Origin of the sequence: Glutamicibacter soli, assembly GCF_052322135.1 — a bacterium.
Taxonomy (GTDB): domain Bacteria; phylum Actinomycetota; class Actinomycetes; order Actinomycetales; family Micrococcaceae; genus Glutamicibacter; species Glutamicibacter soli.
This window is the reverse complement of the sequence record NZ_CM125969.1, coordinates 1145368-1162784: the sequence shown is the minus strand read 5'-3', so window position 1 is coordinate 1162784 and position 17417 is coordinate 1145368. Positions and strand designations below refer to the sequence as shown.

The window sequence follows — 17417 nt, the reverse complement described above, 5'->3', positions numbered from 1 at the left end:
GTGAATCGGGGTTCCTGGCATCTAAAGCAATACAACCACAGGTCACGGCCGTGCATGCACTGGGAAGCCGAGACTAGCAGGAGCTACAAGCGTGTGTGTTCCCAACACTGCGCTCCCCTTGGCAATTTTTGCAATTTCCGCGGCTACATCACCGAGGCAAGTTGCCTTGACTGGTTGTTGTCGCTGCTTCAGGCCGTGCTTTTCCACGATGTGTCATGAATAAGCAAGAGTATCTGAGACGCGTTGTGTATATGGCGTTGGACCTAAAGTGTTTTCAGGGCCCTGACAAGTGCATCAACGTCGCTCTGAGCTGAATACGCATGCAGAGACAATCTCAAGCGTGAACCACGGGGTGAGGTTCCGATACGGAACTCGGCGAGCTTAGCTGCAAGTGCGTCTGGGTCCTCGCATACGATTGCTACTTCTGGTCCGCGGTGGGCTGGGTTCTCGGGATAATCGAGCTCGTAGCCGAGCGCAAGCAGTTCCCCCGCTAGCGATTCCCGCAGTGCTTCGACATGCGGCCAGCAGCTGGCAATATCAATTTGTTCGAGAACTTCGTAGCCTGCCACTCCGGCATACGCTGAGGGGATTGCGTAGGTACCGGTCTCGTAACGACGCGCATTGTTCGGGTAGTCAACGAGCTCCGGATCGAACGCAAACGGATTAACACGCCCGAACCAACCGGTCAGAATCGCGTCTTGTTCGGCCTTCTCGGGTTCGCGTACATACAGCGATGCGATACCCGGCAATCCCAACAAGTACTTCAGATTGCCCGTGACCAGGAAGTCGCATTCGAGCTCGTCAACCGAGAACGGAACTACGCCCGCACCTTGGTATGCATCGACGAAAACCAATGCACCGACCGAGTGAGCATGTTCGATGATGCGGTCAATCTCCGGCCTCGTGCCATTTATGTAGCTCACGAGCGGAACCGAGACCAGCTTTGTGCGCTCATCGATGTGCGGGATCCAGTTTTCAGCTAGGAGTGCTCCCTCGATACCCGGCACATTGACAACTTCAATGCCTTCACGCTGAGCACGCCAGACGTTGCCGACCGATGGAAACTCAAGATCGGAGGTGACAAGGCGATTCCTTTCACCGGACCAGTCAAACGAGGAGACTGTCTGGAAAGCACCTTCGCTCGCACATGAAATCACTGCAATCTGATCGCTCGAACAACCGAGGAACGCTGCGCTCTTAGCCCTGTATTGCTCCACAACGCCTACCCACACGTCCCAAGGTGCCTGGGAATCGACGAGTGATCCAGTCATGCGCTGCATCGTTTGCGTCAAGTGGTCGGAAAGTGCTCCTTGGCTACAACTCGCGAAATGCGGGGCTTTATCGAGCTGCGCAAAATTCCGACGGAACTGCTCGGGCGTAAGTGAAACTCGTGAAGTGACGTTTAGTGTCATGATTTCCTCAATTCTGTGGTCGATGGTGGGTCTTCTAACCGCGCGGTGCGGGAGCTAGCTCTGTTTCGGTGGAATCTGCAAGTTCGTTCGGGGCCTCAGGAACTATGTCTTCGAATCGCTTTACCGGGGCCCCGTCGGCCGATTCGAAACGTCGGCCCCAACCGGTAATAATCGAGAAGATCATTACTGCACTAAACAAGATGGGATAGAAGGATACAAACGCCACGGTGATGGGAGATATCACTGGCATACCCTCGACACCCGTTGTCAGCTGGTTGATGATGAAAAGGAACGCGCTGAAAGAGGGGACGATGCAGGCAATACCCGCGGCAAACGCCTCCATTACATTCGCCCGCCGATACGGATGAAGCTTCGCACGAGCGCCGATTTCATCGGCGATAGCGGAGAACGGAACGATCGAAGGGCCCACAACCCCGGCAAACATGGTGGTTGTGATCGTTTGGCCGACTGCAATGGCGGTTTCCGCACCACGAGGACTCTGCGTCCAAGGTCGGCGCGATAGCGCATTGATGATAATTTCGAATATGCCCGCTTCACGTACGATCCCGATCATCCCGAAGACCGCTATCGACAGGCCGATCAGAGGCAGCATTCCATTGACACCGTCAAAAAGGAAGCCTGTCGGAGCGCCGTCCGCAACGAACATGATGTCCTTCGGCGTGATCAGTCCTGCGATGAGAGCGACGACGGTACCGCTGACGACGCCGACTGTGATGGCAAGGTAAAGATTTCGCTTCCAAAACGCGACCACGATGAGTGCGACGACCGGAAGCAACATGACAAGTCCGAGCGGTGAGTATCCGCTGGCGTCGACCGAGCCACCCGCGGCTGGTGGTGCGGCAATATTACCCAGTACCAGGAACAAGATCGCGCTGATCCCAGCGGCAGTCAGCGCGTATTTAGCACGCGTGCCAACCACCCCGGCTACTTCAGCACTACCTTTACGTCGACGATAGCGTTGCGTGGATGCCGAAACAATTGTGGTATCAGATATCGGAGCAAGGCTGTCGCCGAACATAGCACCGGAAAAGATCGCACCCGCGAGCAACAGTGCATCCGCACCGACGCTAGCACCAGCAGGATAGAAAATCGGGAACGCAGTGAACAAGGTTCCCAGGGAGGTTCCAGTCGCCATCGACATGGCGCAGCACGCAAGAAAGACGATGGCGATGAATAGGCCGCCTGTCACGTTCAATTCGGCAGCAAGCCAGACAAAGCCTTCTGAAACTCCTGTGGATTCAAGCAAAGACGACAAAGGACCGACGACAAACAAGATCATCACTACAGTCATCGCAATAGTGTTCGCTAGGCCCGCGATCACGCTGTCCCAGAATCGGGTGTACTCCTTGGCGAAAACTCCGGCAACTATAATGCCGACGATGCCAGCGGTTGTAAGTGCCGTCGTGTCAAACGCTTTGAATACAACGAAGTATACGACTGCGCCTGCGATAAAGATGATTGGAGCGATAAACGCACCGAAAGTGCCAACTCGGAATTGAAGTGGTTTGTTGGTATTCAAGTTGATGGCGCCTTTCTTGATCGGATGAAGCGGAATATGAATGCCTAGCGAGGATCCTGGCTCATCTAGGAAGTAGGAATAGCTTGCGTCCTAGACGACTTTCGAACCGGTAATAACGATCTGCACGCTCACCATTTACGGTGGTGCGTGCACGGTTCATCATCTGAACGACAGTGTCCAGCGACGGCACCATGCCAAGAATCGTGATTGGAAACTGCAAAGACCCCGGCTGACCGACAAGGAAGAAATCGTCGTCAAATGAATGCAATAATTCGAACCCAAGCGCCTCCCAGTCTTCGAGGAGATGCTGCAAGGTTGGTAGTGCGACGTTGTTACGTTCATCGTCGCTCGCCTCGTACCATGAATCGCGGCAGGCCATTAGGACCATGACGCGGTGGGGTGGCTCGGCAGTTGGTTTCACGAACATCGTAGAGACACTCCTAGGAAGTAGGATTGTTGGATAACTAGGGTTGAAAGGGCCTTGTCCAATCGAGTCAATATCTCGCTTCTGTGACGCCCGTTACTTTAGTATACGTAAATTTTTTTAAATTGCACTACATTTTTCATAACCTGCAATCGTTGAGGACGAAATATGAGCTTTCCGTTGCGCGTGCGACGACTCCGCCAGGCTAAAGGGCTAAAAGCAAATGAACTCGCTGAGTCGGCAGGAATCTCAGCTTCCATGCTCAGCCAGGTTGAACGGGGTCTTGTTGACCCGAGCCTCGAGACTTTGCGCCAGATTGCTCAGGTCTTGGATGTTCCGCTGTTCGAACTATTCGTTCCAGAGGTTGACCGCGAGCAGATGCACGTCTTGCGCGCAGGTGACGAGATGACGCTTACAACAAGCTCCGGGGATTTGAAGTACCGTCGTAAGTCGACGGTCGGAAAGCAGCTCGAAGTACTTGCAGGGGAACTGCTACCGGGCGGCGTCTCGCGCGAGACTGTATGGAGCCACGAAGCGGAGGAATGCATCGTGGTGACCCGTGGCCGGCTCGTGATTGAGACTGACCGCGAACGCCTAGAGCTATCTGAGGGCGACAGCTGCCACTTCAATTCCCGAATTCCCCATCGCTTCGTGAACGACACGGAGGAAGGTGTCGGGTTTATTGTCGCAGTGACTCCACCGAGCCATTGACACCAAAGCCTGGCCAGAAAGCCAACGAGCTGCGTTTCAACGATCGCTCAGGCATTAGGTGGCACGTGTGCATGCATCGATCAATATATGTGTGCTCTGGGATGGCCGTTGAGCAAGTCAGCCCGCAACTGCTACTCGTCTTCTATGCAAGCACCCTGGGAGAATGGCCCTATTTCTTTCCCGGGTCTGGCAACGGCAATGGAGATAATCTGTCGGGATGTTTCGTTCACAGCCCACTTCATCCACGAACTCGGGCGTTCAAATAGAACATCCGCAATGGTTGTTCCAGTACTCATTGCGGTTGGCTCAGAGCCTGCTGAGTCTTGGAGAAGTGTTCTCCAGTTCGCTACGGAGAATCGTGTTCATTCACGGCAAGCGCCCCTGCAGGTGGCAAAGTTTCAAATGACTTACGACATGTGTTTGCTGCCCTCGGTGCGGATCACGCTATCGGAACCGACTACCAACAGCAAAGGAATGAGCTGTCATGATGTTGTGAGATACGCGTTCGTAGGAGAATGAGCGCATGTCCAAACGTCAGAAATTCACCCCCGGGCTTCCGTGCCGAAGCAGTCGAACTGGCGATCTCGTCCCAGAAGAGCCTGGTCGAGGTCGCAGCTTCCCTGGGCATTTACGAGGGAATCCTGGGCAATTGGGTCCGTGCCTACCGCGCCGAGCATCCTGAAGCGGAAACAGAGGAACGCGGACCGGTGGAATGGGCCCAGTACAAGTTGCTGCGCAAGGAACTGTTGGAGGTGAAACGGGAGAACGACTTTTTAAAAGAATGTGTGATGTCTCGACACAGCGGTAACAATCCTGTTTCATCACATCGGTGACTTATCCCTCCTCAGGCATGTTCTGGAACTTCGCCTTCGCATGCCGCAAACTCAAATACGTGACCCCGTCAGGAAACGGGAAATCATATTTCGTGACCAGCTCGCCATCCATCGAAACCACCATCAGCTCCTCGGCATCCCAGATGACCTTCACGTGGGTGGAGCGCAGCAACTTGCCCAGATAGAGCTGAACCCCGGCCACCTTCATGCACCGGTTCTTATTCACTTTCATCAGCTGGCTGCCTGCAGGTTCCATCTGATCAGCCCGCAGCGTGGCGCTGAGCTTCACCGGTTCCGGCGCCACCTCCGGAACCGCAGCCGGGGCTTGGCCCGGGCCTCGGCAAGGGTGGCAAGGGCTGCTTCGGCGATGGTGGAGCTGGGCGTGGTGCTCAGCTTCACCCATTCACCTGGCGCCAGCGGCTGCGGAATCGGCGTGGCATCCTATGCTTCCTGTGGCGTGCAGCGATCCTCCAGGGACTGGTGGCCACGCTGGGTATTGTAGGCCTGGTCAAAGACATCGACCTGAGCTTGCAGCTCGGCAAGGTCCTTGGCGAACGGCCGCTTCTTCAGCCACTTGAACAAAGTCGAATGGAACCTCTCATTCTTCCCCTGGGTCGTGGGCCTATACGGTTTGCCGGTGATCGTGGCGACGCCCAGGCTGTTGGCGTAGGCGACCAGTTCGCTGGTGATGCCCCGGCGGATTGGAATCAGGGCATCCCCGTTATCTGAGTTAAGCCGATATCGGCTTAACTCGGATCGAGGAACGCAGTACACCTCGTACGCGTTCCAGGCATGGTGCGCCGTGCAGGGCGTGCACCAGTCGATGGGCCGCACCGGGGGTTGGGATAACGCCGTCGCTGAGTCGACCTTCTCGACGATCAAGAACGAAATGTATCATCACCAGGCCTTCACCAGCAGGATGGCAGCGCGTACCGCGGTGATGGAGTACATCGAGGTCTGGTACAACCGGAAGCGCCCGCATACAACTAATGCCGGGCTCAGTCCTCAGGCGGCGCTGGACTCGTATTGGGAAAGGAATTCTCTGGCCCTTGCGGCTTGAGGATATTTAGAAGAGATTAAAGATCGTGTCTCAGAAACTTGACCAGCTCAGAAGACCTGCGGAGGCGTGCCTCCGCAGGTCTTCGTTTCACTTCTATGGGCTTAGTGCCCCTTGAAGGCTTCGGCCAGCCACCAGGCGCCGCCGTCCGAGGCGATCTTCGCGTCGATGACCAACGGCCCCTGAGGGTCTGAATCCAGCCATGTCTGCACCGCCTGCAAATCCGACACCGAACGCACCGTAATCCCCTGGGCCCCGAACCCGCGCCCGATAGCGGCGAAATCGGTTTCTGGGAATACCACCGAGCCCATGTCCGGAGCCTCTTCGGCCTCTCCGAAGTGGTGCACCTCTGCACCATAGGCCGCGTCGTTGTAGACAATGCATACCAGCGGCAGTTTTAGGCGCACCGCGGTATCAAGTTCGGAGATGGCCATGTGGAAGCCGCCGTCTCCGGTGCCCAGCACCGGCAGCCGCTCTGGCTGCGCCAGCGCCGCGCCGATGGCCGTGTACAGGCCAAGGCCGATGGACTGGAAGGCCTGGGTGAAGCAGAAGCCGTGCTCGTCCGGCACATCCAGGAACTGGCTCGGGTATCCCATGAAGTTGCCCGAATCCACGCTCACCACGCGTTCAGCCGGCAGGATCTCGTCCAGTGCCTTGGTCAACGTCCGCGGGTCGATGGACGATCCGGTGGACAGGTCCGCGTAGCCGACCTGCTGCCACCGGGCCTGGGAACCGATGCGTTCCTTCACGTCCTCGGTGCGGTAGCCCCGGTGCGGCGCGGTCTTCTGGGCCAGCAGCAGCTCCAGCACGTCCTTGGCGCATTCGGCGCTGTCCCCCACGATGCCCAGGTCGACCGGTCGGTTCGCGCCCAAGGCCGGTTCGTCCAAATCCACCTGGACCACCTTGGCACCGCGTCCGATCAGGTGCCCGTGGCGCATGGTCCACATGTTCAGTGCGCAACCGAATCCGACAATCAGGTCCGCGCCGGAGATGAGCTCGGCGGCCAGCGGGGAGGAGAAGCCGCCGGAAATGCCCAGGTTGAATTCATCCTCGTTGAACAGTCCCTTGGCCACGGCGCTGGTAGCCACCAGTGCGCCGGTATGGCTGGCCAGTGCAAGGATCTCCTGCTTCGCGTTGCGGCCTCCGCGGCCGGCAACGAATACCGGACGCTGGGCATTTTCCAACAGGACCGCCAGGGCCCGCGCGGCATCGCGCGAAGGGCGGATCGGTTCGCGCGGCACGATCTCGATTTGCTCTGTTGTTTCCGGGGCCGGCAGGGCCTGGACGTTCAGCGGAAGATTCAGAACCACTGTCCGGCGGTCGTTGACTGCGGTGCGGTAGGCGCGCACCGTATCGGCCACCGCGCTCTGCGCGCTGTGGATCCGCTCGGAGACCGCGTAGACGGAGGCCGCAAACGAGTCCTGGTCCATGGCGAAGTTGGAGTACACTGCGCTGGGAGCGGCCTCGGCTGCCAGCACGATCATCGGCGTTCGAGACTTGGCCGCTTCCCCGATGCCGGTGGCGGCATTGGTCAGCCCGCAGCCCTGGTGCACCGATACCACCCCGACTTCGCCGCTGGTGCGCGAGTAGGCGTCGGCCATCGTCGCCGCTCCGCCCTCGTGGCGGGCGGCTGTGTAGGGCACGCCGTGTTCGATCAGGGCATTGGTAATGGTGAAGTTTCCGCTGCCGACAACTCCGAAGGCATGACCCACGCCGAGCTCCGCGAGGGTTTTTCCTACTAGTTCTGCAACATTCATGGATGTTTCCTTATTATCGTGCCGGGGTGCCGATAGCTGGCAGATCCGGGTTCGGGCCGCAGCGGCCGGGGCTGGTCCAGGATGGTCGAGGCGGCCCGCGCTCATCCTTGCTTGGAGCGCGGGCTGGGCCGCTACATCAGCGCCAGCACTCGCGTCGGCGCACCGGTGCCGCCCACGATGGGCAGCGGCGCGACAACGATCATCGCGCCGAACATGGGCAGCTTGGACAGGTTTTTCAGCGACGTGATGCCGTACTTGTCATTGCCCAGCAAGAAATTGTGCATTGGGAACGGCGGGTCGAGCAGGGCCGCGTTGCCCGCATCGATACCCACGGTTTCCACGCCGACCCCGGAGATGTCGAGCTCCTCGGCGATGTACCGGGCGCATTCGGCGGTGAACCCCGGTGTATGCGATCCATTGTCGTCCAAGTTCAGGAAGGCGGCACGGTCCTCGCCGTACTGGTCCCAGCCGGTGCGGAAGAGCAGCCAAGCATTGGCCGGAAATTCTCCGTGCGCCTCCTGCCAAGACTTCAGATCCTCGACGCTAATCAGGTAGTCGGGGTCGGCTGCTGCTTCCGCACTGAAGTCGAGCACCACCGCGGGTCCAACGAGACGCTGCGGATCAATCTGGGATACGTCCTTGCCCTCCCGACCCGAGATCCAGTGCACCGGGGCATCGATGTGGGTTCCGATGTGCTCACCGGTGTGGATGTTGTGGTGCTTCCAGAACGGGCCGGGCTCATTGTAGGCCGACACCTCTTCGAGGCTGAAGTCGATCAGGTTCGAGAAGGGATCCGGCAGAACCAGCGTTGGGGTGTCCTTGGACAGCGGAGCGGTGAGGTCCTGGACCGTCACCGATCCGGCAGCCAGCGACGTCAGCACGTGGGTTAGTTGAGTCATTACGCCTCCATGAAAAGGGAAAGAATCATATATGGAATATTCGTGACGATCGTCACGAAGTTTGCATGAGCACAATCTATCAGTCGTAGTTTGCGCTGGGAAGAGTTCGGCAGTCAATGACCGACTATTTCCTGCGGCGCTTGGCTGCGCGTATCAACTGCTGCGCCGCCAGGTGGCCGGAGCCGCCGCCCAGTCCCGGACCGGGATGGCTTGCCGCGCCGATATGCCAGACGCCCTTCACCGGCTGCCGGCCGCGGCCCGCCGCGGGCATCGGGCGCCACAGCAGATTCTGGAACAGCTCCGCAGATCCGCCGTAGGGGTCGCCGGCCACGGCATTCGGGTTGGCCTGTGCCAGCGCCGCGGGACTGATGACCTTGCGGGCCAGGACCAGGTCCTTGAAGCCCGGGGCGTATGCCTCAATGCGCGCCAGCACCCGGTCGACGTACCGGTCCACCAGTTCATCGCTCCAGCCTTGGGACGTATCCAGTTCCCCGGCGGCGTCCCCCTTCGGGGCAAAGGGCACTTCCTGCAACTGGATCCACAGCGTTGCCTTGCCTTCCGGGGCACGGCTCGAATCCAACACGCACTGCTGGCCCACCACAATGGTCGGCTCGGCCGGAAGCAGGCCCGCCTCGGCCTGGGCGCAGGCGATCGCCGTGGAGTTCGAGCCGGTGCCCAAATGGACCAGCGGTGTTGATGCCAGCCGCTCGTCGCTCCACGGCACCGGTGCATCTAGCGCGAGGTGGATCTGCATCGCGGCCCGCCCGGGAAGGTAGCTGCCCGTGCCGAGGGGGAAGGTCTTCGCACTGTCCTGCTCCCCCAGCAGATCCTCGTAGAGTCCGGGCACCGAGGCGGAAGCCAGCACCGCATGCTGTGCGGTGAAGTCCCCGCGATCGGTGGACACTGTCCGAACCCCGCCGTTCAGGGATCCGATCTTCTCCGCCTTCGTTCCGGTATGGATCTTCACCCCGCGTTCGATCAGCAGCGCTTCGAAGGCCTTCAGGAAGTTCCCGGCGCCGCCTTCAACCACCGGAAGCCCGAACTGGTGCATGCTGGCGGCCATCACGGGGAGCATGATGCCGCCGCTGGCCTGTTCCGGGCCCAACCCGGCGTGCAGCAGCCACGGGGCCCACAGCTGGTCTGCTTCAGTTCCCGCGAAACGGCTCCGGGTGTAGTTGCGCCCGCTCATCAGCGCCTGCCTCACCAAGTTCTGCGCGTTGCCCACCCCCATGCGCAGCGCCTTGAATCCGAGCTTGGCCAGGGCCGGCCAGGTCATCTCGCTGCCCAAGGCTCCGAAAACCACAGGCGCTTGGGCGCCGAACTCCTCCATCATCTGCAGGTAGGCCAGCCGGTCGCCGTCATTTTCGAACAGGTCCGCGGTAGCCTTCGGGTCGCGGGTGGCCATCGACGTGAGCCGCCTGCCTTCGGCGTCGGTTCCGATACTGGCGGTCACCCACTGTGTGCCGGCGTCCTCGGTGTTGCGGTAGCGCAGGCCATGGCGGTGGAGGTCTTCGCCCAGGGCCGCATAACCCGGTCCCGAGACGAACAGCGGATGCCAGGAGGAATACGTATCGTGGATGAATCCGGGCAGCGTCAATTCCCCGGAATCGATGAACCCGCCGATCTTCTCGTGCTGCTCCAGCAGCGTGACCGAGGCCCCAGCGCCTGCCAGTTCCGCGGCGGCCACCAGGGAATTGATTCCCGAACCGATGATGACGTAGTCGCTGTGCATCTTCTCCCCTACTGTTGCAATTCTGGTTGCCCAAGCGCCTGCGCCGAAAAGGCGCAGGCGCTTTGGTCTACTTGAAATCCGGATGAAGCTCAGTGCTGTGGTAGGCCCCGGCGTGGAAGACCAGCGGGTCCCCGTCGGCCCGGGAGTACTTCTCCACCTCACCCACGTAAATTACGTGATCCCCTGCTTCGTGGCGAGCCACTGTCCGGCATTCGAACGTGGCCACCGAACCGTCGAGCAGCGGCAGCCCGGCGACGCCCTCGGAAATGCTCACTCCGGCGAACTTGTCATCGGCGGGGGTGGCGAACTGGCGCGAGAGCACGTGCTGCGAGGATTCAAGCACATTGATGGCGAAGTGCGTTGCCGCCTCGAAGTCCGGCAGCGACGGGGCGAATTTGCTCGGGCACCACAGCACCAGCGGCGGATCCATCGACACCGAGGTGAAGGAGTTGGCGGTCATGCCGACCTTCGCGCCCTGCGGGGTGCGGGTGGTCACCACTGTCACTCCGGTGGCGAACTGGCCCAGGGTGGTGCGGAAATCGCGCAGGTCGAAGGCCGCGCCTTCCTCGGCGACGATCCGCTCGACGAAGCCCGAGGCTTCCTGGCGGTCGAACCACCAGGGGAACAGCGTCCGGGGGTCGTCGAAGCCGTTGGCGAAGGAGTCGGCGAGCGCCTGGTGCTCGCTGGCCTTGGCCAGCACCTCCAGCTGCCATCCGTCCTTGCTGCGCAGCATCGAGTTGGTCCACACCGTGGAGAACTGGCCCCAGCCGCGCCAGTATTCGTCGAAGGTCCGCGTCATCCATGCCTCGTCGAAGGGCGCGTCGCCGTGGATGTGGATCGCCCGGGCGTAGTGGTCGGCCGCGAGGGTCGCGTTGTTGGATCCCTGGCCGGTCACCGGGTCGTTGAGCAGGATGGCGTCGCCCAGGCCCAGCACGGAGCGCCCGCCGGGCAGGCTGCCCACCGCATGGCGCACCACCGGGGTGATGCGCCCGCGCAGGCAGGCGCCGGGATCGTTGAGCTTGCTGTCCTTGAACAGCTCGTATTCAGCCGGGAAGTGCTCGCGCAGGATGGACATGGAGGTCCCCCAGTGCCCGTCGGCATCCGAGACGGTGTCCCAGCAATCCATCGGCCCGCCCGGGATGCCCTCGAAGACCATCATCTGGCAGGCGCCTTCGGTGCTCAAACCCGGGAAGGTGAAGAATTCGCCGACGCCAGGGAGCATGTTCATGCGGATTTCGTTCGTGTTCTCCGGCCCGCTGTTCTGGGCCGGCTTCACGTAGGTCACCGCGACGGCGCGCTGCGGACGGTCGTAGGGGCTGCGCGACTTGTCGGTGGAGAAGATCTGCCCGAGTTCGCCCTTGCCGGTGCAGACGACCACCAGGTCGTAGATCGCCGCCAATTCCTCCAGGCGCTTCACATTGAGCTTCTCGATGCGGAAGTCGCCTCCGCGGGTGATGAACTGCTCGATCCAGTGCGCGCACTTCACGCGCTGGTCCACGGACATTGCAGGGTTTTCCAGCGATCCGTGCCAAGAGATGGCTTCGCCGTCATCGGGCTTGATGTTGAAGGTCATCCCGGTGATGCCGATGCTCTCGCTGTCCGCGCCGGGGATTTCCAGCGGCAGCTGGACCCGCAGCGCGGAGGAGAAGACGCACTGGCTGGAGGTGATCGTTCCGCTGCGGATTTCGGCCGCGGAGCGGTCGGAGAACAAGGTGACTTCGTGTTCCAGCCGCTGCAGTTCCAGGGCCAGCTGGGCGCCGGATTCGCCGGCGCCGACGATTGCAATTTTTCGCATGATGTTGCTCCTTGGCGGATCTAGGCCACGGTGTTGAACGAGGCCTGGTAGTCTGCGGCGCCCTGGGCGTCCAGGAACCACGAGCCGAAGTCCGGCGGGTAGTCGAAGCCGTTGGCGAAGCGCTGGGCGATGGCGGGGTTCTGCTGCGCGGCGGCGAACAGGCCCAGTGCGTGCTCGGCCGGCGGGGCCAGCATGGTGTTGGTCCAGCGGGCCACGTGCTGCGCGTACTTCCAGTACTCTTCGAACATCGAGGTCTTGAACGAGTCGTCGTATGCGGCGTCCCCGTGGCCGATGATCGAGGCCAGGTAGCTGGCGGCGCACTTGGAGGCGTTGTTCGAGCCCTGGCCGGTGATCGGGTCGTTGAGCACCACCACATCGGCCATGCCCACCACTGTCTTGCCCGAGGGCAGGGTGGCCAGCGGGTGGCGGACGGTTGGCGGGAAGCGACCCTGCAGCACGCCGTTGGGATCGGTGAGTTCGACGTTGGCGCTGCGCTCGTATTCCCATGGCAGGTAGGTGCGCAGGATGCGCAGCGAGTTCTCCAGGTGCTCTGCCGGGGTCAGCCCCTTCCAGGAGTCCATGTCCGAGCCGGGCAGGCCTTCGAAGACCATGATCTCGCAGGGGCCGGTGGTGGTCAGCGCCGGGAAGACGAAGTATTCGCCGACGCCCGGGATGACGTTGAAGTTCACGGCGGAGAATTCCTCGCGCGGGGTCATGCCGTTCACGTAGGTCAAGGCCAGCGCGCGCTGCGGGGCAGCGTAGTGGCTGCGCTGGTCGTCGCGGGTGAACAGCTGGGCGATTTCGCCCTTGCCGGCGGCAACCAGGACCATGTCGCTGTTTTCCGCGTAGCGTTCCAGTTCGGCGATGCCGGCGTCCTCGAAGACCAAGGTGCCGCCGCGCTTCTCGAATTCGGCCATGAAGGCAGGGAACTTGACTCGCTGGTCGATGGACTGCGCCGTGGCGTCAAGCCGGTGGTCCCAGCTGATGGCCTTCACACCCGGTGCTTCGGTGGGGGCAATGGTGAAGGAAATGCCTTCCACAACCGGTGCATCCGGCCAGAGGTCCAGGCCCAGGGCGCGTTCATGTCCCAGCGCCTGGTCGAACATGCACTGGCTGGAGGCGATGGAACCGTCGCGGATCTGCTCCGGGGTGCGGTTGGAAATCAGGGTGACCTGGTAGCCGGCATCCAGCAGGCCGATACCCAGCTGCAGGCCGGACTGTCCGGCGCCGACGATGGTGATGTGTCGTGAATCCATGATCAGGAGATCCTTCGTGGTTTTTGGTGGATGAAGCGTCGTGGTGGTGTGGTGCTACTCGGCGGCCAGCAGCGGGATGGCAGGTTCGTTGCGTTCCGGACCCAGCGCGGAGTAGCCCCCGTCGGCGGCCCAGTCGGCGCCGGTGACGAAGGATGCCTTGTCCGAGAGCAGGAAGGCGACGACCTCGCCGACTTCCTCGGGGCGTCCAACCCGACCCAGGATGTGGAACGGCGCGGCCACGGAGTCGGTCTTTTCCAGGTTGCCGCCGCTGAGCGTGTCCATGATCTTGGACCAGGTCCAGCCCGGGCTGACCGAGTTTACCCGGATGCCGTCGGCGGCGAGGTCGGCCGCCATGGAGCGGGTGATCTGCACCAGCGCCGCCTTGCTGGCCGGGTACAGCCAGCGGCCGGTCTGCGCCACGGAGCTGGAGATCGAGGTGAAGTTGACGATGGCTCCATGCCCGGAAGCCGCCAGCAGCGGCCGTGCCGCGTTGGCCAGCACCACGGCGGAGACCACGTTGATGTTCAATGCCGTCAGCCAGTCGGCGCGCGGCGAGTCGGCGCCTTCGTCCAGGTAGCTGCAGGCCAGGTTGACTAGTCCGTCGAGCTTGCCGAAGCGCTGCGACACGGAGTCAATCAGCGAGCCGATGGCGCCGTCGTCGGTGATGTCCAGGGTGTGGAATTCGACCTGCGGAATCTGCTCGGTCAGCTGCGCTCCGCCCTCGGCGTCGATGTCCACGACGATGACGTGCGCTCCGGAGCGTGCCAAGCACTGGACGATTCCCACGCCTACCTTGGTGGCCCCTCCGGTCACCAGAACGACGCGATCCTGCAGTTCTTCCATTGCACCCCTCGGCTTTCCCATGCTGTGATGCATGTCATAATTGGTGTTCTGGATAGAACTTACTCCGCTTCAGGGGTGCGTACTATCCGCTGCACGCAGCAGATATCCAAAGGACGCATGGACACCCGAAGGAGCGCACGTCATGCTCAGCCAGCCTCTTGCGAGCCCAGCTTCAACCCGCGTTCTGGATCAGCTGCCGACCCTTGCCACCGCGGACCTGCACGAGGCGCGGGAGAAAATTGGCACGCTCTTCTGCCCGCACAAGCTGCAGAAGGGCGCTTCCCAGGGCACACTGAAGATGAATCTGCGTTCAACTGGCGCCGGCGTCGGCCTGCACCTGCTGGATTACGGCGCGTCCGTGAAAATCAGCCCCGAGGCTCTGAAGACTTTCTACATGGTGCAGATTCCGCTCTCGGGGCGCGCTGACCTCCAAATCGGTCGCCAGCAGGTGGATTCCACGCCGCAGATCGCCTCGGTGCCGCCGATTGATGCCGAGTTCTCCATGAATTGGGAGAAAAATACCCCGCAGGTGATTCTGACCGCGCCGCGCGCGGCGCTCGAATCCGCGGCGCAGAGCCTCTACGGGGCGCAGATCGACGGCACGCTGCGACTGGCACCGTCCATGGATCTGTCCAGTGCCGAGGGACAGGCATTCATGCGTTCAATCTTTGAACTGCATGACATGCTCAATGAGAAAAACGGCAGGCACAGCGATTACGCACGAAGGCTGCAGCACGAGCTGGTCCTGGCTCGCTGGCTTATGGCCAATCGCTCGAATCTCGCGCAAAGCATGGAGCAATGGAATGCCCCGACTGCCAATGGTTATTCCTCGCGATTGGTCAATGAATTCCTCACCCTGCTCCGGGCCCATTCCGCGGAGGATCTCACGGTTTCGGATATGGCGGAGGCGCTGGGCGTCGCGGCGAGGACCTTGCAGGTAGCCGTGGCGCGGGAGCTGAATTCGACGCCGTCCGCCCAGCTGCGCAAGGCGCGGCTGGAACGGGCGCGTGATCTATTGATTGCGGCCGACCCGCAGTCGGCGAATGTTTCGCAGATTGCCCAGGACTGCGGGTTCGCCCACTTGGGGCGCTTCGCGCAGAGCTACAAGCACCAATTCGGTGTTTCCCCTTCTGCGTCCCTGCGAGGACAAGGAAGCTAGCGCGTCCCCTAGCCGCCCAGAATTGCATGGCGGACGTTGTCTGGCCAGGGAGCCGAAGACAACGCACCCAGCGGGACGCATGCGGTGACGAACTTGCCCGAAGCGGCTTCAACGATTGGCCGCCCTTCGTGCTCATGGCCGAAAACCTTGAACGAAAAGCTCAGGGATTTCTCCCCCAGCCGATCGATGCGCAGCACGGTAGTAACATGCTGCCCGAAAAAGAGCTTGGCCTTGTAGTCGACTTCCTGGCGCACGCGTGGCGCGATGGGAAAGTATTCCGGAAGCTCAAGTTCGCGGAACAGTTTCGATTCCGCGGCTTCGACGAATCTCATGATGACCGAGTTGTGCTGATGGCCGGCCGCATCGGTGTCCACCCACTCGATGATGCGCTCGCTCGCAGTTCCGGCCACCGCTCCCGCGAGGCAGTCTGCGACCACATCTTCAATTCGCTGTGCCTGTCCCGTATCGCCCATTTCGCACTCCCTGGTCCCGAAAAACTTAATCTCTCGAACTATTGTAACGCCCGTCACATTAACGCCATAATATGTGAATCAGACAATTTCGCACTGCATGTCAACGAGGAGCAACATGGCGACAGTCAACAATGTCGAGGAATGGAACATTCCCAAACGCACCACGGGGCTGGTGCTGTTCGCCTGCTGGCTGGCCATCCTGGCCGAAGGCTACGACGTGGGTGTGCTCGGAGCAGTGCTTCCTGCGCTCGCGGAATACAAGGAATGGTCGCTGACTCCCCTGGAGCTCGGCGGGTTGGGCGCGTACGCGCTGGTCGGCATGCTCATCGGCGCACTGTTCATCGGAACGCTCAGCGACATCATCGGACGCAAGAAGATGTTGCTCGCCTCGATGGTCATCTTCACCATCACCCAAGCCGGCGCGGCACTGGCCCCCACCCCGGAGCTTTTCGGGCTCTTCCGCCTGCTGGGCGGCCTGGGCATGGGCGGCATCATCCCGGTCGCCGCGGCCCTGACCATTGAATACTCGGCGCCGAAGAAGCGCTCGCTGAACTACGGCATCATGTACTCGGGCTATTCGCTGGGCATCGTGGCCGCAGCCCTTGTCGCCATGGCGCTGCTGCCGGTGCTCGGCTGGCGCTGGGTCATCGCCGTCGGTTCCCTACCAGTGCTTATCCTGCCGGTCATCGCCTGGATGCTGCCCGAATCCCTCGAATACCTGGTGTCCAAGGGGCGGATTGCCGAAGCGAAATCCTTGGCAGCAAAACTCAACGTCCGCGACTACCAGCCGCAGGCTCCCAAGGCCCCGGGCAAGAAGGTGCCTTGGCGCGAAGTCATGGGTGCGATGTTCTCCGGCAAGTACCTGCGTTCAACCGTGTTCTTCTGGATCTCGCTGTTCTGCGGCATGGTCCTGGTCTACGGCCTGAACACCTGGCTCCCGCAGATCATGCGCAAGGCCGGCTACGACCTGGGCTCGTCGTTGACCTTCCTGCTGGTCTTCTCGCTGGCTTCCGCAGTTGGCGGACTGATCCTCGGCTACCTCGCCGACAAGTACGGCCAGAAGATCATCCTGGTGGTGTTCTACCTGCTCGGCGCCGGCGGCATCCTGCTGCTGATGTTCCCGAATTCCATGTTCGTGAACCTGTGCCTCGTGGCATTCGCCGGGATCGGGTCGATCTCCACGTCGCTGGTGCTGACCGGCTACATCGCCGACTACTACCCTGCGGCGCAGCGCGGCACCGCAACCGGTTGGGCGCTGTCCTTCGCCCGCATCGGCGCGATCTCCGGGCCGATCATCGGCGGCTGGATCGCCGCCACCGGGGTCAGCTTCGAGTTCAACTTCATCTTCTTCGCCGTCGTCGGCGTGATTGCGGCTGGTGCCGTCGCACTGATCCCGCCGCGCATCACCGAGGCCCAGCCTCGCGTGGCCCGTACGGACGAGGAGCTCGTCGCAGACTAGCTCCAGTGCGGCTACCCTGCAACGGTGCCCCGCCGGCTTTGTCCGGCGGGGCACCGTCGCGTTTGCT

The 17417-nt window shown here is 61.4% G+C and carries 13 protein-coding genes and 3 pseudogenes; 5 read left to right on the top strand and 11 right to left on the bottom strand.

From position 1 onward, the window contains the following. Positions 1–263: 263 nt before the first annotated feature. From ACTX90_RS05525 to ACTX90_RS05515, 3 genes are all read right to left on the bottom strand, one after another. Positions 264–1412 (bottom strand): aminotransferase class V-fold PLP-dependent enzyme, encoded by a 1149-nt coding sequence (locus ACTX90_RS05525; RefSeq protein WP_113606620.1) that lies wholly within the window; start codon positions 1410–1412, stop codon positions 264–266. A 34-nt stretch (positions 1413–1446) separates the two neighbouring features. Beyond that, on the bottom strand, positions 1447–2952 hold the full coding sequence (locus ACTX90_RS05520) for a Na+/H+ antiporter NhaC family protein (RefSeq protein WP_113606621.1): 1506 nt from the start codon (positions 2950–2952) through the stop codon (positions 1447–1449). Between the two features lie 61 nt (positions 2953–3013). Then, on the bottom strand, positions 3014–3379 hold the full coding sequence (locus ACTX90_RS05515) for a hypothetical protein (protein WP_113606622.1): 366 nt from the start codon (positions 3377–3379) through the stop codon (positions 3014–3016). 165 nt (positions 3380–3544) lie between these two features. Between ACTX90_RS05515 and ACTX90_RS05510 the strand changes: the two genes are divergently transcribed. Continuing rightward, positions 3545–4087, top strand: a complete 543-nt coding sequence (locus ACTX90_RS05510) for a helix-turn-helix domain-containing protein (RefSeq protein ID WP_113606623.1) — start codon at positions 3545–3547, stop codon at positions 4085–4087. Between the two features lie 523 nt (positions 4088–4610). Then, positions 4611–4872: pseudogene (locus ACTX90_RS05505) on the top strand (transposase); the annotation flags it as partial. A gap of 49 nt (positions 4873–4921) precedes the next feature. Here the strand turns inward: ACTX90_RS05505 and ACTX90_RS05500 are convergent. Further along, a pseudogene (locus tag ACTX90_RS05500) lies at positions 4922–5658 on the bottom strand (integrase core domain-containing protein); the annotation flags it as partial. Between the two features lie 10 nt (positions 5659–5668). On the opposite strand from ACTX90_RS05500, the pseudogene ACTX90_RS05495 reads away from it, so the two are divergent. Continuing rightward, a pseudogene (locus tag ACTX90_RS05495) lies at positions 5669–5980 on the top strand (IS3 family transposase); the annotation flags it as partial. A gap of 101 nt (positions 5981–6081) precedes the next feature. Here the strand turns inward: ACTX90_RS05495 and ACTX90_RS05490 are convergent. From ACTX90_RS05490 to ACTX90_RS05465, 6 genes are all read right to left on the bottom strand, one after another. Next, the gene (locus ACTX90_RS05490) at positions 6082–7734 is read right to left on the bottom strand and encodes a thiamine pyrophosphate-binding protein (RefSeq protein ID WP_113606626.1); all 1653 of its coding nucleotides are present in this window, start codon (positions 7732–7734) and stop codon (positions 6082–6084) included. Positions 7735–7865: 131 nt separating this feature from the next. Further along, positions 7866–8633, bottom strand: a complete 768-nt coding sequence (locus ACTX90_RS05485; RefSeq protein WP_113606627.1) for a cyclase family protein — start codon at positions 8631–8633, stop codon at positions 7866–7868. Between the two features lie 124 nt (positions 8634–8757). Next, entirely contained in the window at positions 8758–10365 is a 1608-nt protein-coding gene (locus tag ACTX90_RS05480; protein ID WP_443443411.1) for a phytoene desaturase family protein, read from the bottom strand. Between the two features lie 67 nt (positions 10366–10432). After that, a complete protein-coding gene (locus ACTX90_RS05475) occupies positions 10433–12160 on the bottom strand; it encodes a flavin reductase (protein WP_113606629.1) in 1728 nt (575 codons plus the stop codon). A gap of 20 nt (positions 12161–12180) precedes the next feature. Beyond that, complete coding sequence (locus ACTX90_RS05470; RefSeq protein WP_113606630.1) at positions 12181–13416, bottom strand: styrene monooxygenase/indole monooxygenase family protein; 1236 nt, start codon at positions 13414–13416, stop codon at positions 12181–12183. A gap of 54 nt (positions 13417–13470) precedes the next feature. Beyond that, entirely contained in the window at positions 13471–14259 is a 789-nt protein-coding gene (locus ACTX90_RS05465; RefSeq protein ID WP_113606631.1) for an SDR family oxidoreductase, read from the bottom strand. 142 nt (positions 14260–14401) lie between these two features. Between ACTX90_RS05465 and ACTX90_RS05460 the strand changes: the two genes are divergently transcribed. Further along, entirely contained in the window at positions 14402–15418 is a 1017-nt protein-coding gene (locus tag ACTX90_RS05460; RefSeq protein ID WP_113606632.1) for an AraC family transcriptional regulator, read from the top strand. An 8-nt stretch (positions 15419–15426) separates the two neighbouring features. Here the strand turns inward: ACTX90_RS05460 and ACTX90_RS05455 are convergent, their stop codons facing one another. Further along, the gene (locus tag ACTX90_RS05455; RefSeq protein ID WP_113606633.1) at positions 15427–15891 is read right to left on the bottom strand and encodes an acyl-CoA thioesterase; all 465 of its coding nucleotides are present in this window, start codon (positions 15889–15891) and stop codon (positions 15427–15429) included. Between the two features lie 115 nt (positions 15892–16006). Between ACTX90_RS05455 and ACTX90_RS05450 the strand changes: the two genes are divergently transcribed. Continuing rightward, the gene (locus tag ACTX90_RS05450; RefSeq protein WP_113606634.1) at positions 16007–17350 is read left to right on the top strand and encodes an MFS transporter; all 1344 of its coding nucleotides are present in this window, start codon (positions 16007–16009) and stop codon (positions 17348–17350) included. Positions 17351–17417 lie beyond the last annotated feature (67 nt).